This is a genomic window from Pedobacter sp. PACM 27299 (assembly GCF_001412655.1).
Taxonomy (GTDB): Bacteria; Bacteroidota; Bacteroidia; order Sphingobacteriales; family Sphingobacteriaceae; genus Pedobacter.
In genome coordinates this window covers 4,817,461-4,835,632 of sequence record NZ_CP012996.1, presented here as the reverse complement: position 1 = coordinate 4,835,632, position 18,172 = coordinate 4,817,461, and the positions used below count along the sequence as shown (strand labels likewise).

Genomic DNA, 18,172 nt, shown 5'->3' with positions numbered 1-18,172 from the left:
CTTAAGATTTAACTTCTGTATGTGTTTCTGCTGCAAGACCTTTTTCTGCTTTGCCAGCATTCATAATTTCTGTTTGTTTACGGATAGACTCACCGTGAACCAATTCTAAGAATTTCTCGGTAAAGCTCAGGTCTAATTTCAAAGCCTTTGCAAATGCCTTACCTTTATTCATGATCGAATCCCAACGGTTAACTTGTAGGATCGTTACCTGGTTGTCACGTTTGAACTCACCAATTTTACCAACGATCGCCATACGCTCACCTAATTTCTGTAACAACTGATCGTCAATTTTGTCGATCTGCTTACGTAAATCAGCCAATTGATCTACAAATGCTTCGTTTTGAGATTCTGGTTCACGAACAGTTAAACGCTCTACAAGCTCGCTTAAAGCTGCAGGAGTCACTTGTTGTTTAGCATCTGTCCAAGCTACTGATGGGTCAACATGTGACTCAATCATTAGACCTTGCATGTCTAAATCCAATGCTTTTTGTGAGATGTAAGGGATTAATTCGCGGTTACCGCAGATATGACTTGGGTCGTTGATGATCGGAAGATCAGGACATAATGTTTTCAATTGAATCGCAAGTTCCCACATTGGTTCGTTACGGAATGAGCTTTTCTCGAATGAAGAGAAACCACGGTGAATCGCACCTAATTTAGTGATACCAGCACCATTGATACGCTCTAATGCACCAATCCACAATTGAAGATCAGGATTAACTGGGTTTTTAACCAATACTGGAACGTCAACACCTCTTAAAGCGTCAGCAATTTCCTGTACACAAAATGGATTTACAGTTGAACGTGCGCCAATCCAAAGGATGTCTACACCAGCTGCTAAAGCTTCTTCCACATGTTTTGCGTTGGCAACTTCTACAGCAGTAGGTAAGCCTGTTTCTGCTTTTGCTCTTTTCAACCACTCTAATCCAATGCTTCCGATACCTTCGAATTCTCCTGGACGGGTACGAGGCTTCCAGATACCAGCTCTAAGTACAGATACTTTACCTGTTGCAGCTAGTAAATGTGCGGTAGTTAACAATTGTTCTTCAGTTTCTGCACTGCATGGTCCTGAAATGATTAGTGGTTCGTTGTTGGTGTTCAACCAAGTACTGATTGGTTGGATGTTCAATTGTAATTTCATTTTTTTGGGGGTTTTTATTGTATGTTTTATGAAGGGTTTTCTATTTGTATCGGGGTTTTTCTTGTATTATACTTTGTCGTTTCTTAGGTATTCTCCCATGATATTGAAGTTGACCGTATATTTTAAAGTTTGGCGGATGGCTTTGTCATATTGCTCATTGCTGTTCCATTCCATATCTACATAGAAGTAGTATTCATTTCTTTTTCCAAGAACCGGCATACTTTGGATTTTTGTCAAGTTCACTTCCTGTTCCGCAAAGATGTTGAGCACTTTAGATAAGGCACCAACATGGTTACCTACCTGGAAGCAGATAGATGCTTTGTTGATTTCTGGCAGATCGTCTGTTTTGTCTTTTTTTAACACTAGGAAACGGGTATAATTCTTTTTGTTGGACTCAATTCTTCTTTCAATGATATTTAGTCCGTATAATTCTGCAGCTAATGTATTTGCGATAGCCACGGTATCAGTTAGTTGTTCTTCTTTAATGCGTTTTGCACAAGCTGCAGTATCATTGCTTTCAATCACCTGGATGTGTGGGAAATCATCGAAGAAATCTACACATTGACGAATCGCAATAGGGTGGGAAGTCGCAAATTTAATGTCTTCAAATTTAACCCCTGGCAAAGCCATCAGGTGCAATTGAATCGGCAGGTAAACCTCACCAACGATGGCGAAATTGTACTCACGGATTAGCGTGTAGTTTGGTAAAAGGCTACCCGCAATAGAGTTTTCAATAGCCATGATTACAAAATCAGACTGCTTGTTTTCCAGGCTTTCGCAAGTCTGCTTAAAAGAATTACATTCTATGGTTTCAATGTCTTTTCCGAAGAACTTGAAAGCGGCTTCTTCATGAAATGACGCTTTAATACCTTGAATTGCTACTCTTGTTTTTTTCTGTTTCATTTTGCCTAATTGAATTTTCTGTGGTTCTTATCGCTTGCGGAAGGATGGTATTGCTGTTCTTCTGCGGGGTCCAAAATTTTTTTTAAAAAAAAAGTCCCGGCTTTAGGCCGGGACTTTTCATATACACTCTTATCTTATGATTTATGTTGCATATCAGTCCCGGCTCTTACTAAAGTAGTAAAAGTAACCAAACCAATATGTAGTAACATTTTTCATCTCGATTGTTTTTTCGTTTTCGTTTTTCCAAATGTACTAACAAAATTTAATTTGTCAATACTTTCTTTAAAAAAATTATTTATGGTGTGTCGGTTGTTATTCATTGTATCACAAAACATTAGGTGTTTTCTGAAAGACAGGCCGACAATTATTTTATAAAATAATGCAGTAAAAATCTATTTAACGCACTATTTAGCCTGATTGTTATAGTAAGCTAAAGCCTCTAAAATATCCTTTTCTGTAACGATACAATTATAGTCGCAAACACCAATTTTGCTGAGTAAAGAAAACATAATTTGTCCATGTTCGTTCTTTTTATCGCTCTGCATGAAACCTAAAAGGTCAGTAAAGCTTTCCTTTTTGATGTGATATGCAGGGTAAATGCTAAGGATGTACCTGGTAATATCTTCCAGCTCTTCAGAAGTCAGCGTGTTATTTGTGCTGGATAAGTAAGCTTCTGCAACCATTCCTATGGCGATAGCCTCCCCATGGGTCAGCGGCGCTTTATCATTAATCAGGGCATAACTTTCTACGGCATGACCGATCGTATGACCAAAGTTTAAGATTTTACGGCGACCTTTCTCCTGAGGATCCTCAGTCACTACTTCATTCTTGATCTCTACCGAACGGTGTACTTCAATTGGAGCAATGTTTTTATAGTCTGCAACTTTTAAACGCTCGTAATAAGCGGCATCCACAATCAAACCATGCTTGATCATTTCCGCAAATCCAGATAGCAATTCTCTTTCCGGCAGAGTTTTTAGGAAGGATGTTTCGATAAATACAGCTTGTGGAAGAGCAAATGTGCCTACCATATTCTTTACATTATCAATATCGATACCTGTTTTTCCGCCTACAGAAGCGTCTACTTGTGCCAATAAGGTAGTAGGGATGTTGATGAAATCAATGCCCCTTTTATAAGTTGATGCAATGAACCCACCCATATCTGTAATCACACCTCCACCAAGGTTAATCATCAAACATTTGCGATCTGCTTCAAAATCTAATAAGGTTTTCCAGATACCAATACAAAAATCGATGTTTTTGTTCTCTTCTCCAGGGTCGGTTTCAATTAGATCGAAATTAGTATAATCGTCCAGCATTCCCTGCAACAGCGGCAAACAAAATTCTGATGTATTCCTGTCTACAAAGATAAAAACCTTACTGTAGTTACCCTCTTCTATGATTTGTGCTAATGGCGCAAGTTCCGATTCAAAGTGGATGTTATGGCCTGAGCTTTCTATAACGTTCATTAAATTACGGTTATTTGTTGACCCATAAAGCTAATTACATCGCCTACGCGTACTTTCAACCTCTTACGGAAGTCTACTTTGCCATTATATCTTACCAAACCGTCTTCTACAACTGTTTGTGCTTCGCCACCACTTTGTACTAGTGAAGTTGCTTTTAGCAACTGAATGAGTGGAATAAACTCACCTTCTAATTTGAATTCTATCATTATACCTGCAAATTTACAATTATTTATAAAGTGTTGTACCATGGATAGCCTTGGAATTTATACTTTTGCATGCAATATGACTAACCATACGAATTAAATGGAAATTTTCCCCAAAAAAACACTAAACTTTGACAACACCGAGGTTGCTTTTCGTAACCAATCTAATTCAGAACTAAACGCTGGATATTGGCTTTTCAAGGTAATCAGCAGTAATTTCTTAACAAAAGTTGGCCCTCCAATCACCAATTTTTTTCTAAACATAGGCTTGCCTATAAAATCAATCATTAAGGCTACAATTTTTAAACATTTTTGTGGTGGAGAAACAATTGCGGAGTGTGAACACACGATTGAGCAATTGGCTGCCGGAAATGTGGGTACCATTCTGGATTATTCTGTAGAAGGAGAAGAGGAGGAATCAGTATTTGATTTTACCTGTGAAGAGATCATCAGAACGATAAACAGAGCGGCAGGAGATCAACGTCTTCCGATTTCTGTATTTAAAGTAACGGGGATTGGCCGTTTTGGATTGTTAGAAAAACTAGATGCAAAACAAGCGCTTACTGCAGCTGAAGAAGCAGAATTTGCTAAAGTGAAAGCCAGATGTGAGAAGATTTGCAGAGTAGCTTATGATAAAAATGTACCGATCATGGTGGATGCAGAGGAAACCTGGATTCAAGATACGATTGATGAGTTAGCTATAGATATGATGCGTTTGTTTAACAGAGAGCGTATCATTGTTTACAATACTTATCAAATGTACCGCCATGATAAACTGGCTGATATGAAAGCAGATCATTTGATCGCAAAAGCAGCAGGTTATATTTTGGGTGTGAAAATGGTAAGAGGTGCTTATATGGAGAAAGAAAGAAAAAGAGCCGAAGAAATGGGCTATTTGTCTCCGATTCAACCTAACAAAGCAGCTTCTGATAGAGATTATGATGAATCGTTAAACTATTGCATGGCTCATATTGAAGAGATTGCTATTGTTTGTGGTACGCATAATGAAGACAGCTGTAGAGTGCTGGCGGAACTATTAGATAAACATAAAGTAGACCATAATCATCCTCATGTGTATTTCGCGCAATTATTGGGAATGAGCGATAATTTAAGCTTTAATCTTTCTGATGCTGGTTATAATGTCGCTAAATATGTGCCTTATGGGCCAATTAAAGCGGTTATGCCTTATCTTTTCAGAAGAGCACAGGAAAACACTTCGATTGCTGGACAAACGAGCAGAGAGTTGGGTTTGATCATGAAAGAGAAACAACGCAGAAGATTATAATTCGATACTAAATAAAAAATCCCCGTCTGAACATCAGACGGGGATTTTTTATTTAGAACTTTTACAAGTTTTTGATTAGTGTTTACTGGCCATAGCCTGATCCACGTCTACCCCCAATCCTTTAGCCACAGCCATTCCCAATTGAATATCAGCTCTAAAGAAATGGCACAATTGTAAATTGATAATTTGTGCTTTCTTAGGGCCGGTGATGCCGCTCATCGCAGCCACAATGTTATTCACCAGATTTATACGGTCCTCAGGACTCATTGCTTTGCGGTAAAGATCACCTGGCTGAGTATAATGATCGTTATCGCCAGGACCTGCATTTCTATCGTACCAATCGGCTACGTTAGAATCTAATTCCCATGCCGGCTCTTTATAGCTTTCGTCAGGTATGACATCCCCAAAACTATTCGGGTAGTAATTTGGATCGTCATTTCCATTGTCATCAATCCTCATTTGCCCATCGCGATGGTAATTGTTCACCATAAACGGACAAGCATTTACAGGAATTTGCTCGTAATTTACGCCTAAGCGATAGCGATGTGCATCTGCATAAGACAAAATACGGCCCTGAAGCATCCTATCTGGAGAATAACCAATTCCGTCTACAGTATTAGAAGGTGCAAAAGCCGCTTGCTCTACATGAGCGAAATAGTTTCTAGGGATCTGATTCAATTCAAGCACGCCTACGTCTATCAGTGGGAATTCGCCATGCGGCCATACTTTAGTCAGGTCAAATGGATTCCATCTAAAAGTTTTTGCTTCCGCTTCAGTCATGATCTGGATTTTTAAGTTCCATTTAGGGAAGTCACCACGGTCAATAGCATCTACTAAATCTCTTTGAGAATGATCCATGTCTTGCGTACGCATCGCATCAGCTTCCGGCCCCGTAAAGTTTTTAATGCCTTGCTGTGTTTTAAAGTGGAATTTCACCCATACGCGCTCGTTGTCTTTATTGATGAAGGAGTAAGTGTGACTTCCAAATCCGTCCATATTGCGGAGCGAGTAAGGAGTGCCGCGATCAGACATTAAGATCATCACCTGGTGTAAGCTTTCTGGATTTAACGACCAGAAATCCCACATCATAGTAGGGCTTTTCAAATTTGTTCTTGGATCTCTCTTCTGAGTATGAATGAAATCGCTGAATTTCTTAGGGTCTTTAACGAAGAATACCGGTGTGTTGTTTCCAACAAGGTCCCAGTTCCCATCTTCGGTATAGAATTTAATGGCAAAGCCACGTGGGTCTCTTTCAGAATCGGCACTGCCTTTTTCACCACCAACGGTAGAAAATCTTAGAAATACCTTGCATTCATTGCCAATAGCTCCAAAAATTTTAGCTTTTGTATGTTGGGTGATATCGTTTGTTACTTTAAATGTACCATAGGCACCAGTACCTTTTGCGTGAACTACGCGTTCAGGAATCCTTTCCCTATTAAAGTGGGCCATCTTTTCATGGAGAATAAAGTCTTGAAGAAGTAATGGGCCACGGCTTCCTACAGATTGTGTATTCTCATGTTCAGCATAAGGTCTGCCAGATGCAGTAGTGAGTTTACGCTTGTTCGTGTTGTTATTTTCCATAAACATTGATTTATTGATTTTTATAAATCTATGGTTAATAATTTTCGTCCACAAACTGTAAATATCTATACTGATATAGAGTTTTTCTATGCTGAAAATCTGGAGACTACTTTACTTTGAAATCCTGATGTCCGGTCAATAAATCCCAGAACAAAAGGAAGTCGCTGGCCAGGCTATACATCGGATATTTGAAGGTCGAAGGTTTGTTCTTTTCGAAAAAGAAATGGCCAATCCAGGCAAAACCATATCCCAGGAATGGCGTCGCTAAAATGAAACGCCATTCATGAAACAGGATTCCTGTAAATACAGAAAGAATAACGAGGCCTGTTCCTATAAAATGTAACACTCGACTGGTTAAATTTGTATGCTCTGTTAAATAGTATGGATAGAATTCTTTCAGAGTTTTAAACTTTTGCTCAGTCATTAGGTGTGATTTTTATTTAGGCCCGCAATTTACAGTTTTTTCGGGAGCCATTATAAGATCTGATGCTCAATTAATACATCCTCGAGGTATTTCGGATGTTTTGTCATCAATAAGGTCTGCATACCTGCGGCTTTTGCGCCAACCAGGTGCTGCGGACTGTCGTCGATAAACAAAGTCTCTTCCGGATCGAGGTTGTTCTCTTTTAAAACCTTTTCAAATATTTCTACATTAGGTTTTCTTAAAAACATTTGCTGAGAATAATAAGCTTTTTCAAATAGTCCGCTGTTATCCGGCATATCGAATTCTCTTTTCAAATAATCCACGATCCAGTTGTAATGGATTTCATTGTTATTGCTGAGTAGAAATGTGCGGTATTTGTCCTTCACTTTTAATAATACTTCGTGCACATTTTCTGGAACTCCGATCAATAAACTGTTCCAAGCAGCATCAATTTGTTCATCTGTGATGTCTTTTTTTGAGGATGCTTCCCTAATTCCGGCCCTAAATTCGGCTGGACTGATTGCTGCGGTCTCCAAATCATTAAAAATATTGTGGTGACTTTTATGTGCAAAAAAGTCTTCGATATTCTCGATACCGAGTTGTATAAGAGCTTCTTGAGCCCTTTTAAAGTCTATTTCAAAGATCACGTTGCCATAATCGAAGATGATATTTTTTATTTTTTTCATATAAAGTGTTTCCAAAATTCGATTCAAATATGTAACATTGCATTCGCAAAATCAATATGATTTTTCAGGGCCATTAGCTCAGCTGGTTAGAGTAGAAGACTCATAATCTTTTGGTCGATGGTTCGAGCCCATCATGGCCCACAAACCCTCTTTACAGTCCGTAAAGAGGGTTTTGTTTTTAGCTGGGAAATTTATCGGCCTTAATGGTAGTATAAAGGTTGTTTTATAGTTAGAGTCCATTATAGTTTTACTAAAGACAATACGTGAGAAATACTCGATTCAATATTCCACACTCCAAAGATTACGGGTTCATTTCATTTCGAATGAATGCTTCTAAAGTCTCTTTGCTAGGTAACTGAACCAAATATTTTGAGACGAAGACTTCATTTGATAAGCCGGTTGTGGTATATTCTACTAGGGCATCATTTTTATCTGCACATAAAATAATCCCTACAGGGGGATTATCTCCTTCACTCATTTCATGCTTACGGTAATAATTCAGATAGAGATTCATTTGTCCGGCATCGGCATGGTCATAACGGCCTAATTTTAGATCAAGAAGGATATGCGATTTTAAGATACGGTGATAAAACACTAGATCGATTCGGTAATGGACATTGTCAAAAGTAATGCGTTTTTGTCTTGCCTCAAAGCAAAATCCCCGGCCCATTTCTGTTAAAAAGTGCTGGAGATGATCAATAATGGCCGATTCAAGATCATGCTCTGTGTATTCTGACTTTTCTTCCAAACCTAAGAATTCTAGTAAGTAAGGATTTTTGATCACATCTGTCATTTCGACCTTTTGATTGTTTCTGATTTTTGCAATCACAGCGGCCTTATTAGCCGATAAGCCTGTTCTTTCAAACAATAAAGTATCAATGGCACGGGCAAGATCTCGGACTTTCCAAGCATTTTTAACAGCTTCCACTTCGTAGAAATGTCGTTTTAAAGTGTCTTCTACCCTAATCAGTTCTATGAAATGTGAGAAATTAAGTTGGGTCAGTAATTCTTGAGGGCTAAGAGAAGAGTCCGGATGTTTTTTACCCATCAATTGGTCAGACGCTGTCTGACCAATTGATGGTAGTCCCAGTTGTTTGAATTGGTCGGACAATGTTTGACCAATTTCAGGGTAGACTTGATAAAACTGTCTGAATAACTTTTAATTCGTCATTGACATTCCCTTAATGTGGATAAGTTTTCCAGCTAAGTTCTTTAGTACTGCATTTCCATAGGTAGCTCTGTCTTCACCATATTGTTCAAATTCTATTATAAAGTAACCAATTAACCAGTTGCGAATGGTATTGTAATAATTGACTTGGCTAATAGCTTTTCTATTGAGCTTGACATGGGTCTCTTCAATTGCTATTAAAAGATTTTCGAAATTCATACTTTTACATGTACTGTAAAATTACTGCTTTTGTAATTAATGTGGTAATTCGATACATATAATAAATTTTGATTTGAATGCAGTTTTTTATCATAGTATACACTATCAGAGTAGAAGACTCATAATCTTTTAGTCAGAGTTTATTATACCTCATCGGGTGTAATTTGATGTTTTGTAACTTTGAATATATTTTATTTCATTATCAAATTATAAATTTGGCGATATGAAATCATCATTATTACTACTTTTTTGTGTGTTATCCATATTTGCTAAAGCACAGGAGAAACCTACAGCCTACGCCTTGGATGAAGAATATAATTTATGGAACTTCCAGAAAGCGGATACCGCTTATATTTTTGCAGATTTAGCCTATATCCGTGACTACCCAAATCTTGAGGCAGGAGTAATTGATTCTTTAACACAAGGAAATCAAGTTATCATTAAAAGCGTTGCATATCGTGGTAATACCATTAGAGGTTTCTATGCCCCATGGCATGAGGTTAGTTATATAAAAGATAATCAACAAAAAAAAGGATTTGTTTGGCTAGGACTTTTGGCCCTTAACGGTTCTAAGAATAATGAAGGAGAATTGTTTATTTGCGGTCTCAAGAAATTTAGGCCTGCTACAGCATATTCTCCCTCATATTATGAATCGGAATTGAAAATTTTTGATAAAGAACAAATGTTCATTACTAAAGAGATTTTCCATGCTAATATAAATGGTCAGTCGGGAATAGAGACCAAAATATTGCCTGGAATGGGCTTACAAAATATCAAAAATATTCACCGCTTAGGTTTTTTAGGCGAAGCCTGCGGCATTGCAAGTCAGTATTATTACTTTGCCTGGAATGGGACCAACCTCATTCATTTTCCCGAAAAAATGTCGGTGTCTGATGCCGGTGTTTTTTATCACCAGGAGAACATCTTATTCCCGTCCGAGCACAAAGGCGATCCATCAATGATCTATAAAAATATTATTGATGCCGAAAATACCAGCGAGAATCCGGATGATCTAAAATATAAAGAAACAAAAAGTCAGAAAAAATATACTTGGGACGGAAAGTTTTTAAGTGAAATCATCACAATGAAATAATAGATACCGATAAACCTAGGTCAGACAACAAATGCTTCGATAAGCATCCTGTTGGACGCACAGTTTAAAAAGCCGTTGTTCGATAAGAATAACGGCTTTTTTGTTTCTAATGTAAAATGTATCGATAAACAACAAATTCTAATGTTGTTTAATCTTACAATACCCATGTTTCATCGGCAAAAGACGGGTTCTCATCGGTAGAATTTTAATCTGGTTCAGGGTTGGATAGTTTTGATAAAAATTATAAAAGATATGTCACTACTAACACCACTTATTTGGATTCTAATCCTCCTGCCAATCATTCTCCTCGCATTAATCAAGTCAGAAAAAGGCCAGCTAAAGTATTTAGGCTTCTTTATTTTGTATTTTTTAGCGGACTGTTATATTCAGCAACTGTCAAAACAATACATAAGCATGGAATTTATGGGACTTAAGTTTTCTTGGATTGGAAAGATCTTAAGTCTACTGATGTCTTTAATGATCATTTATGCGGTATCAAAATCCAACAGGCAGGAAATTGGCTTTACGACAAAAACGAATGCTAAAAAGCAGGTGATTATTGGTCTTTTGTTCTTCTTTGGATTTTTATTTTTTGATTTCATTTTTAAGATGATTCTATTCCCAAAGGGAGGTGCTTTCGATCTGGAAACCTTTGCTTTTCAGGCCACACTACCTGGATTAACGGAAGAACTTGCGTTTAGAGGAATCGGTTTATGGCTGCTGGAAAAGGCCTTTTCACCAAAATGGACTTTTAAAGGAATAAAGTTTGGCTGGGGATTTATTATGGTCACTGTTTTATTTGGAGTGGCTCATGGAGTATTTCTGACACCGAATCATGAACTTAAATTCGATTTAATGACGATTGTTTATCTGTCCCTAATTTCATCGTTAAGCGTTGGTGTACTTAGAAAATTTTCCGGTAATCTAATTTATCCTATTTTGGGACACAACACCATCAATATTATGAATGCGATCATCAGAATTTTATAATTGAAATATAATCAGGCGAACCAAAAAACTATCTTTGGTTTGCTTTAAAAGACACAAATGCAGAATAAACAGGTTTTCTCAGAATATTTTACAGACAGGATTGGAGCGTTTGATTTTGATAAATTCTATACTAAAGGGAAACGGTTTTTGTTTCATAGTTTGATGTGGTTGAGCTTCGCTGTACTTTTATTCCTGAGTTACAGAATCGCCTATCACCTGACCTACTTTAACAGTTTTATATTAACGTTGAGGATGACCATTGTGAATATGGTTGTTTTTTATTTGTTTTTTTATGTTGCCTTACCCAGGATTTTTAAAGTCAGGTTAAGTACGGCGATTTTACTGATCATCATTACATTTCCAGTGTTTGTGGTGATCTGGCTTTTAGTGACTTACTTTTTTTCTATTGCATACCATTCACTTGGTTTCGAAATTTTAGATGGCGAATTGAAAGGGGCGATCGCAGGGGCTGCAAGTCAGACTTTTTTCCAGGCTATAGCTGTAAAAAGGATGGTATCCCAGGCAATTATTATTATCTCCATTTTGGCGCCGTTTTTTATTGTCAAAATTCTTTTTGAGATCTCCAGGCTTTATAATAGAACACTAACTGTACAGAAGCAAAAAGCAGCATTGGAGATTCAGAATATCAATATTGAAAAGGATTTTCTGAAGGCCCAGCTCAACCCTCATTTTCTTTTTAATACATTGAATAACCTGTATAGTTTAAGTCTTAAAAAGGATGACCTGGTTCCAGAAGTTGTTTTGAATCTTTCCGATATGATGAGCTATACCTTGTATGAATCCAATACAGAAAAAGTTCCTTTCAGCAAGGAGCTGGAATTCATTAAAAATTATGTGGAGCTGGAAAAAATGAGGTATTCAGGAAGCAAAAATATTCAATTCGAATTTCCTGCTGAGGAGGAATGTTCAGGGTTATATATTGCACCGCTTTTAACATTTACTTTTATTGAAAATGCTTTTAAATATGGGCTGAAGTCCAAAACTGGTTCATTACTGAATCTATGTATAAAGATTGAAGATGGATGTTTTTATTTTGATGTCGAAAATGATATTGATGATACTAGGAAAGTGGTAGATTTTGGTGGAATTGGTTTAGAGAATTCCCGGAAACGATTACAGCTATTGTATCCGGATAAATATGAATTGCAAATTCAAAATCTCGGAGGATGTTTTAAAGTATCACTAAAGTTAGCGCTAAAAAATTAATGGAAAAATTAAATTGTGTCATTATTGACGATGAACCTCTGGCAAGGGATGTTGTGGAGTCTTTTGTTAAAGCCGTTCCTTTTCTGAATGTTCTGGCTGCATTTGAAGATCCTGTTGATGCCCTTTTATTCGTAAAAGATCAGCCTGTAGATATCGTCTTCAGCGATATAGAAATGCCTAAGATGAATGGTTTAGAGCTTGTACGGGCTCTGGGAAATTCTATGGTGGTAATATTCATCACGGCTTACCGGGATTTTGCGCTAGACGGTTTTGAGACTGGGGCAACTGATTATCTGGTTAAACCGGTAAGGTTTGATCGTTTTTTAAAAGCCGTTAATAAGGCAAAAGAATACCTGGATCTAAAACGTTCCTCTTCTCTGCAACAGATAAATAATGATCGAATTTTTATAAAATCAGAAGGAAAGCTGATTAAGGTTTTATTGGAAGAAATTTTATACGTTGAAGCCCAGGGTGATTATTTAAAAATCGTGATTTCTTCAGCTATTTATAGCACACAGGCAACGCTTAAATCTATGGAAGAAATCTTGTCCTTACCAAAGTTTTTCAGAATTCAGCGTTCATTTATCCTGAATCTGGAGGCAGTAAGAAGTGTAAATGGAAATATGGTAGAACTTATTAATGGCAAGTCTATTTCTGTTGCATTAAACAAGAAAGAGGAATTATTTGATCTTTTAGGGATTAAATAAGGCTGACGCACCATATCAGCTATCTGCAAAACAATTGGTAGTAATTTCAAGCTTATATCCTTTGCCACGTATCACAACAATGTTGATGTTCGGATCAAATTCCAGTTTTTTCCTAAGTTTTGAGATAAACATATCCAGACTGCGGCCTACAATAACACCTTCATCTTCCCAGATCTCTTTTTGTAAACGGCTTCTTTCTATAGTCTCATTAGGAGATACCGCGAAAATGCGCAGTACACGTGTTTCAGTTCCTGTTAAGTCTATTGTTTTTCCGTTTATGATAAGCTTCCGATGTTTCGCATCGAACAGCACCGCACCTAAAGTTAACATGTCTGTATGCTGATGCTCAGTGAAGGCTTTTCCTGGCTTAAACGATCTCAAAAATATAAAACCAAAAATTGCTAAAAATGGGAGGCTGCCTAGAAGATATCCATTCTTTGTTATAGGTATGCCCGTTGATTTGAACTTAACATTGATCATGTAACATGCTCTGGGTTGCTTTCTTCCCAGGCATGCCACAATATCATCCTTTTTATTTTTGGATATAGCGTACCCATAGGCTACACTGGAGTTGCCACAGTTCAGCACATTAACAACATAGTCACCTGTGAGGGGATCTTTGGCTAGTAAACGCAGGCTAGTATTCACCAGAGAATCCGGTTGAAAAGTAAGCTCATCCTCAAACCGGATTTCGTATTCATTTTCTGAGATCTTTTTTACCGGCAGCACCCTTGATGTACTATCGCCCGACTGAAGAAGCAGCTCATGCCCGATCCTGCGGAGTAAAACCTCCCGCCTGGCGATATGGAAATCGTCATTGTCTGATATACTGAAAGCTACGCAGATGGTAGAGATAAACAAGAGTAGTATCAATCCAAACACGTACTTGTGTTTCGCGGCGCTGAGATTTCTGCTAACATGCATAGTGTCAATTTTTTATTTACAAAGTTTACATTTTTATTTACAATCCAATTCTCTCCAGCCGAAAAAGATCAAAGTAGATTCGCTGAATCAATTTTAATAGCATATGAAAAATAAAAGAAACGTTTTTTACAACCTGCTGATCATATTGGCTGGAGTAATTTGTTTTCCTGTACAGGCGCAGCAAAAAAAAGGCGCTAAAGATTTCGTTGAAACCAAAAACATTTCCACTTCCTATGGGCCAAAGAGTATTGTTCGTACGATCAAGCAAGACAGTAAGGGCAACATTTGGATGGCTTCATGGGAGGGTGTTTTTAAATACGATGGAAAGTCTTTTACCAATATTACAAATAAAGTGAGTCCGGCGCGCTTTTTTTCTGTTTTAGAAGATAAAAAGGGAAATTTCTGGTTCGCTTCTGTTGGCTCAGGGGTTTACCATTACGATGGGGTATCCTTTCATAATTTTACAACCAAGGATGGACTTGCAAATGATCGTGTTACCCATATTTATGAGGATAAAACCGGTAATATTTGGTTCGGCACTGAAGGGGGAGCAAGTCGCTACGATGGGAAATCCTTTCGAAATTTTAAAATGAAAGAAGGGGCATTCGCTAATGCTACAGATTCTGTCCAGGTATCATTTTACCAACAAGCGCTTCCAGAAGGTCATTGGATGCATAATGATGTGAATGCGATCATCGAAGATAAAACAGGAAAACTTTGGTTTGGTACAAGAGGTTATGCCTTCTTGTATGATGGAAAAACATTTACTACGATCACCAATAAAGACGGAAAACCTTTTGAGAATGTTCGTTCGATCATCAAAGATAAAAAAGGCAATATCTGGCTCGGGGGCAATGATGGCCTTTGCCGCTATGACGGCAATACATTTACCAATTTTACCAGGAAATTTGTTGGTTATATTTACGAAGATAAAAAAGGTAATATTTGGACCAGTTCAAAAAGTTCCAATGACCTAATTAGCATGCCTTCTGGTGCTCGTTCTAATACTGCAGCATGGGCACTTTCGCGTTATGATCAGCAGTCCTTGTCTGGTAAAAAGCCAACTGTAACTGAAATAACAAATAAACCAATGATCTTCGGGATTTTAGAAGCCTATGACGGAAGTATCTGGTTTGGTGGTTTGAAGGGAGTATATCGTTATGATGGAAAGACCATCACTGACTTTCAAAGTAAATAGGAAGAGAAATAATAGGTATGTTTGATATTTACTTCCGTTTAATATAATAAATGCCGTTATTGGACTTACAAATACAACCTAATATTATTTTGTATTTCAATATGAAAAAAGCGCTCGTATTTTCCTGGTTAATATTTTTGTTTTCTCTCATTGGGTATCTATTCTGGTACAACGATATCATCTACCAATTGCCAACGCCAATTCCTAAAAACTATAAATCTATGGAAACAGGAAGTTTGATCGTTAACGAGGCTTTGAACAATAACCATAGTAAACCAATTTTTCTTCATTTTTTTAATCCAGACTGTCCCTGTTCAAGATTCAACATGAAGCATTTTAAATCACTGGTTAAAGAATACGGCAATCGTATTGATTTTAGAGTAGTGGTATTGAGTCCAAAATCTTTTACTCCAGAAAGCATCCAGGATAAGTTTGGTCTCCAAATCCCTGTTCTATTTGATAAAAGCCTTGCCGAAGCTTGTGGTGTGTATTCTACCCCTCAGGCAGTTTTATTAGACCAGGCTCAGCATTTATATTATAGAGGGAACTATAACACCACTCGTTATTGTACAGATGAAAAGACCAGTTTCGCAAAAATAGCATTGAATGGTTTATTGAAAAAACAAAATGACTTGGTTTTCAGTCAGGCAGCTCTAAAATCCTATGGTTGTACTTTGCCAGACTGCAGATAATAATTAATTTAAGTAATGATTTCTAACCTTCATACCACTAATTCTGATCACCAAAATCACTTGCTTTTCTTGGGAGTAAAGGAAAGAACCGATCGTTTAATGAATTACTTCTTATGGGGATACTTCATACTTGGGCTAATTTTTGCGCAATTTTATGATACCTGGTTAATTGCATTTGGAGTAGGTGGCCTTTCTTTACTGGCTTATTATTCCGTTAAATATCTTTTACCATCATCTGATCTTTATCAATACGTTTTAAGCGCTGTGCTGGGTATTTTTATGGCACAGTTTATTTACCAGATGCATGGATTATTTGAAATGCATTTCTTTGCCTTTATTGGCAGTACGCTGTTAATCACCTATGAGAAATGGAAATTACAGATACCTATGCTAATTGTGGTGATGGTTCATCATGCATTATTTGGCTATTTGCAAAATAGTGGGGTAATCGGAATCTATTTTACGCAGCTGGATTATTTTGATTTTCAGACTTTTGTAATTCATATATTGCTGTCCGCCATGATCTTTTTTATCTGTGGATTATGGGCCTACTTACTAAGGAAATCAAATGAAAGGCAGATTGTCCAGACCTTAGCAATGGCTGAACTGCAAAAAGAAGCTCAACTATCCTCAGTTCGGAAACAGAATGAAGAGGTATTGGAAAAAGCCAACGAGCAGCTTAAAGAAGCGAATTTAGAATTGGAAAAAGCCAGGACAGAAGCCGATCGGGCCAATCAGGCCAAAAGTGTTTTTCTGGCTAATATGAGCCATGAAATCCGTACCCCGATGAATGGGGTAATGGGAATGGCGATGCTTTTAAAGGAAACTGATTTGAATAAAGAGCAGTATATGTTTACGGATGTGATTGCTAATTGCGGCGAATCATTGATTAATGTGATCAATGATGTACTGGACTTCTCTAAAATAGAATCAGGCAATATGGAATTAGCGTCTGAAGATTTTAATTTGCGGAAGTGCATCGAAGATGTTCTTGACATATTTGCAATTAAATCTGCTGAACTTCAGTTGGATTTAATATATCATATCGACGAAGATATTCCTTCGCAGATTGTTGGTGATCAGCTGCGCCTGAGGCAGGTGTTGATTAATTTGGTTGGAAACGCGATGAAATTTACTGAGCAGGGGGAGGTTTTTGTAGCCCTTTCTATGGGGAGTGTTTTACAAAATGGACAGTTCGAACTCAAATTTGCAGTACGTGATACAGGTATAGGAATACCAGCTGATAAATTGGGTAATCTGTTTAACTCTTTTACACAGGTTGATTCTTCTACAACCCGTAAGTATGGCGGTACTGGCTTAGGCCTTGCAATCTCAGAAAAGCTGGTCAAACTTATGGGTGGCGAAATTAATGTAGAGACTGAGCTGGATCAGGGATCAACCTTCTCATTTATGATGCTGACGCAAACTGGAACTAAGTTACCCTTGCCGTCCAGCAATTACATGATGACTGAGCATGCTGGCAAAAAGGTAATGATTGTTGATGATAATGCGACGAGCCTGAGTATTTTAAATAAGCAGCTTGAGTATTGGAAATTACAGCCTATACCTGCAAGTTCGGCTAAACAGGCATTGGCAATGCTGTCGCTTGATCCTGCAATTGATTTAATGATTACAGATCTGCAGATGCCTGGAATGGATGGTGTCATGTTGGCCAAGTTGATGAAGATGCGCTATCCAATTATTCCGATTCTTCTGCTCAGTTCTATTGGAGAAGACTTTGAAGAGCGTCAGCCTGCGTTGTTTTGTTCTGTGATGACAAAGCCCATCCGCCAACATATCCTTGCTGAACAAGTCTCAAATGCATTGCAAATAAGAAAGCATGAAGAGATAGAAGAACAGGTATTTCAAAACAGATTGTCGACTGATTTTTCAGCAAATTTCCCTTGTACATTGCTGATTGCGGAGGATAAATTACCAAACCAATTGGTAATCGTTAATATTCTTAATCGATTGGGTTATCAGCCAGACCTGGTGAAAAATGGAGAAGAAGCCATTGAGGCTATTCATAAAAAAGAGTATGACCTGGTCTTAATGGACGTGCATATGCCAGTAATGGACGGATTAACAGCAACTCAACTGATCAGAAAAGAGCAAATTAAACAGCCGGTTATTATTGCGTTAACTGCCAATGCACTAAAAGGGGATGAACAAGATTGTTTAAATGCTGGGATGGACGATTATATTGCTAAACCTATTCGTCTGGAAGACTTAATGGCTAAACTAAAAAAATGGTGCAAATAG

At 37.6% G+C, this 18,172-nt stretch carries 18 protein-coding genes and 1 tRNA gene; 9 read left to right on the top strand and 10 right to left on the bottom strand.

The features are described 5' to 3' along the window. Position 1 precedes the first annotated feature (1 nt). From AQ505_RS20360 to AQ505_RS20345, 4 genes are all read right to left on the bottom strand, one after another. Complete coding sequence (locus AQ505_RS20360; RefSeq protein ID WP_062549870.1) at positions 2–1,141, bottom strand: chorismate mutase; 1,140 nt, start codon at positions 1,139–1,141, stop codon at positions 2–4. Between the two features lie 66 nt (positions 1,142–1,207). After that, entirely contained in the window at positions 1,208–2,044 is an 837-nt protein-coding gene (locus tag AQ505_RS20355; RefSeq protein WP_062549869.1) for a prephenate dehydratase, read from the bottom strand. A gap of 404 nt (positions 2,045–2,448) precedes the next feature. After that, positions 2,449–3,513, bottom strand: coding sequence for a 3-dehydroquinate synthase (gene aroB, locus AQ505_RS20350; RefSeq protein WP_062549868.1), 1,065 nt, complete (start codon positions 3,511–3,513; stop codon positions 2,449–2,451). After that, positions 3,513–3,719, bottom strand: a complete 207-nt coding sequence (locus AQ505_RS20345; RefSeq protein ID WP_062551138.1) for an RNA-binding S4 domain-containing protein — start codon at positions 3,717–3,719, stop codon at positions 3,513–3,515. The genes aroB and AQ505_RS20345 overlap by 1 nt, the downstream gene beginning before the upstream one ends. A gap of 97 nt (positions 3,720–3,816) precedes the next feature. Here AQ505_RS20345 and AQ505_RS20340 point away from each other — a divergent pair, with 97 nt between their 5' ends. Next, positions 3,817–5,001 carry a proline dehydrogenase family protein gene (locus tag AQ505_RS20340; RefSeq protein ID WP_062549867.1) on the top strand — a complete coding sequence of 395 codons (1,185 nt, stop codon included), beginning with the start codon at positions 3,817–3,819 and terminating at the stop codon, positions 4,999–5,001. 75 nt (positions 5,002–5,076) lie between these two features. Here the strand turns inward: AQ505_RS20340 and AQ505_RS20335 are convergent, their stop codons facing one another. The 3 genes from AQ505_RS20335 to AQ505_RS20325 all read right to left on the bottom strand — a co-directional run bounded on the left by AQ505_RS20335 (position 5,077) and on the right by AQ505_RS20325 (position 7,692). After that, complete coding sequence (locus AQ505_RS20335; protein ID WP_062551137.1) at positions 5,077–6,582, bottom strand: catalase; 1,506 nt, start codon at positions 6,580–6,582, stop codon at positions 5,077–5,079. Between the two features lie 106 nt (positions 6,583–6,688). Continuing rightward, on the bottom strand, positions 6,689–7,006 hold the full coding sequence (locus AQ505_RS20330) for a DUF962 domain-containing protein (RefSeq protein ID WP_062549866.1): 318 nt from the start codon (positions 7,004–7,006) through the stop codon (positions 6,689–6,691). 50 nt (positions 7,007–7,056) lie between these two features. Next, complete coding sequence (locus AQ505_RS20325; RefSeq protein ID WP_062549865.1) at positions 7,057–7,692, bottom strand: HAD family hydrolase; 636 nt, start codon at positions 7,690–7,692, stop codon at positions 7,057–7,059. A gap of 67 nt (positions 7,693–7,759) precedes the next feature. Between AQ505_RS20325 and AQ505_RS20320 the strand changes: the two genes are divergently transcribed. Beyond that, a tRNA-Ile gene (locus AQ505_RS20320) sits at positions 7,760–7,833 on the top strand. Between the two features lie 160 nt (positions 7,834–7,993). On the opposite strand, the gene AQ505_RS20315 is transcribed toward AQ505_RS20320, so the two are convergent. Both AQ505_RS20315 and AQ505_RS26730 read right to left on the bottom strand, forming a co-directional pair. After that, on the bottom strand, positions 7,994–8,740 hold the full coding sequence (locus AQ505_RS20315) for a PDDEXK nuclease domain-containing protein (protein WP_197286244.1): 747 nt from the start codon (positions 8,738–8,740) through the stop codon (positions 7,994–7,996). 111 nt (positions 8,741–8,851) lie between these two features. After that, positions 8,852–9,079 carry a hypothetical protein gene (locus AQ505_RS26730; protein WP_197286243.1) on the bottom strand — a complete coding sequence of 76 codons (228 nt, stop codon included), beginning with the start codon at positions 9,077–9,079 and terminating at the stop codon, positions 8,852–8,854. Positions 9,080–9,302: 223 nt separating this feature from the next. On the opposite strand from AQ505_RS26730, the gene AQ505_RS20310 reads away from it, so the two are divergent. The 4 genes from AQ505_RS20310 (at position 9,303) to AQ505_RS20295 (ending at position 13,096) form a co-directional block, all read left to right on the top strand. Beyond that, entirely contained in the window at positions 9,303–10,172 is an 870-nt protein-coding gene (locus tag AQ505_RS20310; RefSeq protein WP_062549864.1) for a hypothetical protein, read from the top strand. Positions 10,173–10,586: 414 nt separating this feature from the next. Further along, positions 10,587–11,162 (top strand): CPBP family intramembrane glutamic endopeptidase, encoded by a 576-nt coding sequence (locus tag AQ505_RS20305; protein WP_197286242.1) that lies wholly within the window; start codon positions 10,587–10,589, stop codon positions 11,160–11,162. A 57-nt stretch (positions 11,163–11,219) separates the two neighbouring features. After that, positions 11,220–12,389 (top strand): sensor histidine kinase, encoded by a 1,170-nt coding sequence (locus AQ505_RS20300; RefSeq protein WP_062549862.1) that lies wholly within the window; start codon positions 11,220–11,222, stop codon positions 12,387–12,389. Then, positions 12,389–13,096 carry a LytR/AlgR family response regulator transcription factor gene (locus AQ505_RS20295; RefSeq protein ID WP_062549861.1) on the top strand — a complete coding sequence of 236 codons (708 nt, stop codon included), beginning with the start codon at positions 12,389–12,391 and terminating at the stop codon, positions 13,094–13,096. The genes AQ505_RS20300 and AQ505_RS20295 overlap by 1 nt, the downstream gene beginning before the upstream one ends. A 15-nt stretch (positions 13,097–13,111) precedes the next feature. On the opposite strand, the gene AQ505_RS20290 is transcribed toward AQ505_RS20295, so the two are convergent. Then, positions 13,112–14,020 carry a winged helix-turn-helix domain-containing protein gene (locus tag AQ505_RS20290; protein ID WP_062549860.1) on the bottom strand — a complete coding sequence of 303 codons (909 nt, stop codon included), beginning with the start codon at positions 14,018–14,020 and terminating at the stop codon, positions 13,112–13,114. Positions 14,021–14,123: 103 nt separating this feature from the next. Here AQ505_RS20290 and AQ505_RS20285 point away from each other — a divergent pair, with 103 nt between their 5' ends. The 3 genes from AQ505_RS20285 to AQ505_RS20275 all read left to right on the top strand — a co-directional run bounded on the left by AQ505_RS20285 (position 14,124) and on the right by AQ505_RS20275 (position 18,172). Continuing rightward, a complete protein-coding gene (locus tag AQ505_RS20285) occupies positions 14,124–15,218 on the top strand; it encodes a ligand-binding sensor domain-containing protein (RefSeq protein ID WP_062549859.1) in 1,095 nt (364 codons plus the stop codon). 101 nt (positions 15,219–15,319) lie between these two features. Next, positions 15,320–15,910, top strand: coding sequence for a TlpA family protein disulfide reductase (locus AQ505_RS20280; protein WP_062549858.1), 591 nt, complete (start codon positions 15,320–15,322; stop codon positions 15,908–15,910). Positions 15,911–15,925: 15 nt separating this feature from the next. After that, entirely contained in the window at positions 15,926–18,172 is a 2,247-nt protein-coding gene (locus AQ505_RS20275) for a response regulator (RefSeq protein ID WP_062549857.1), read from the top strand.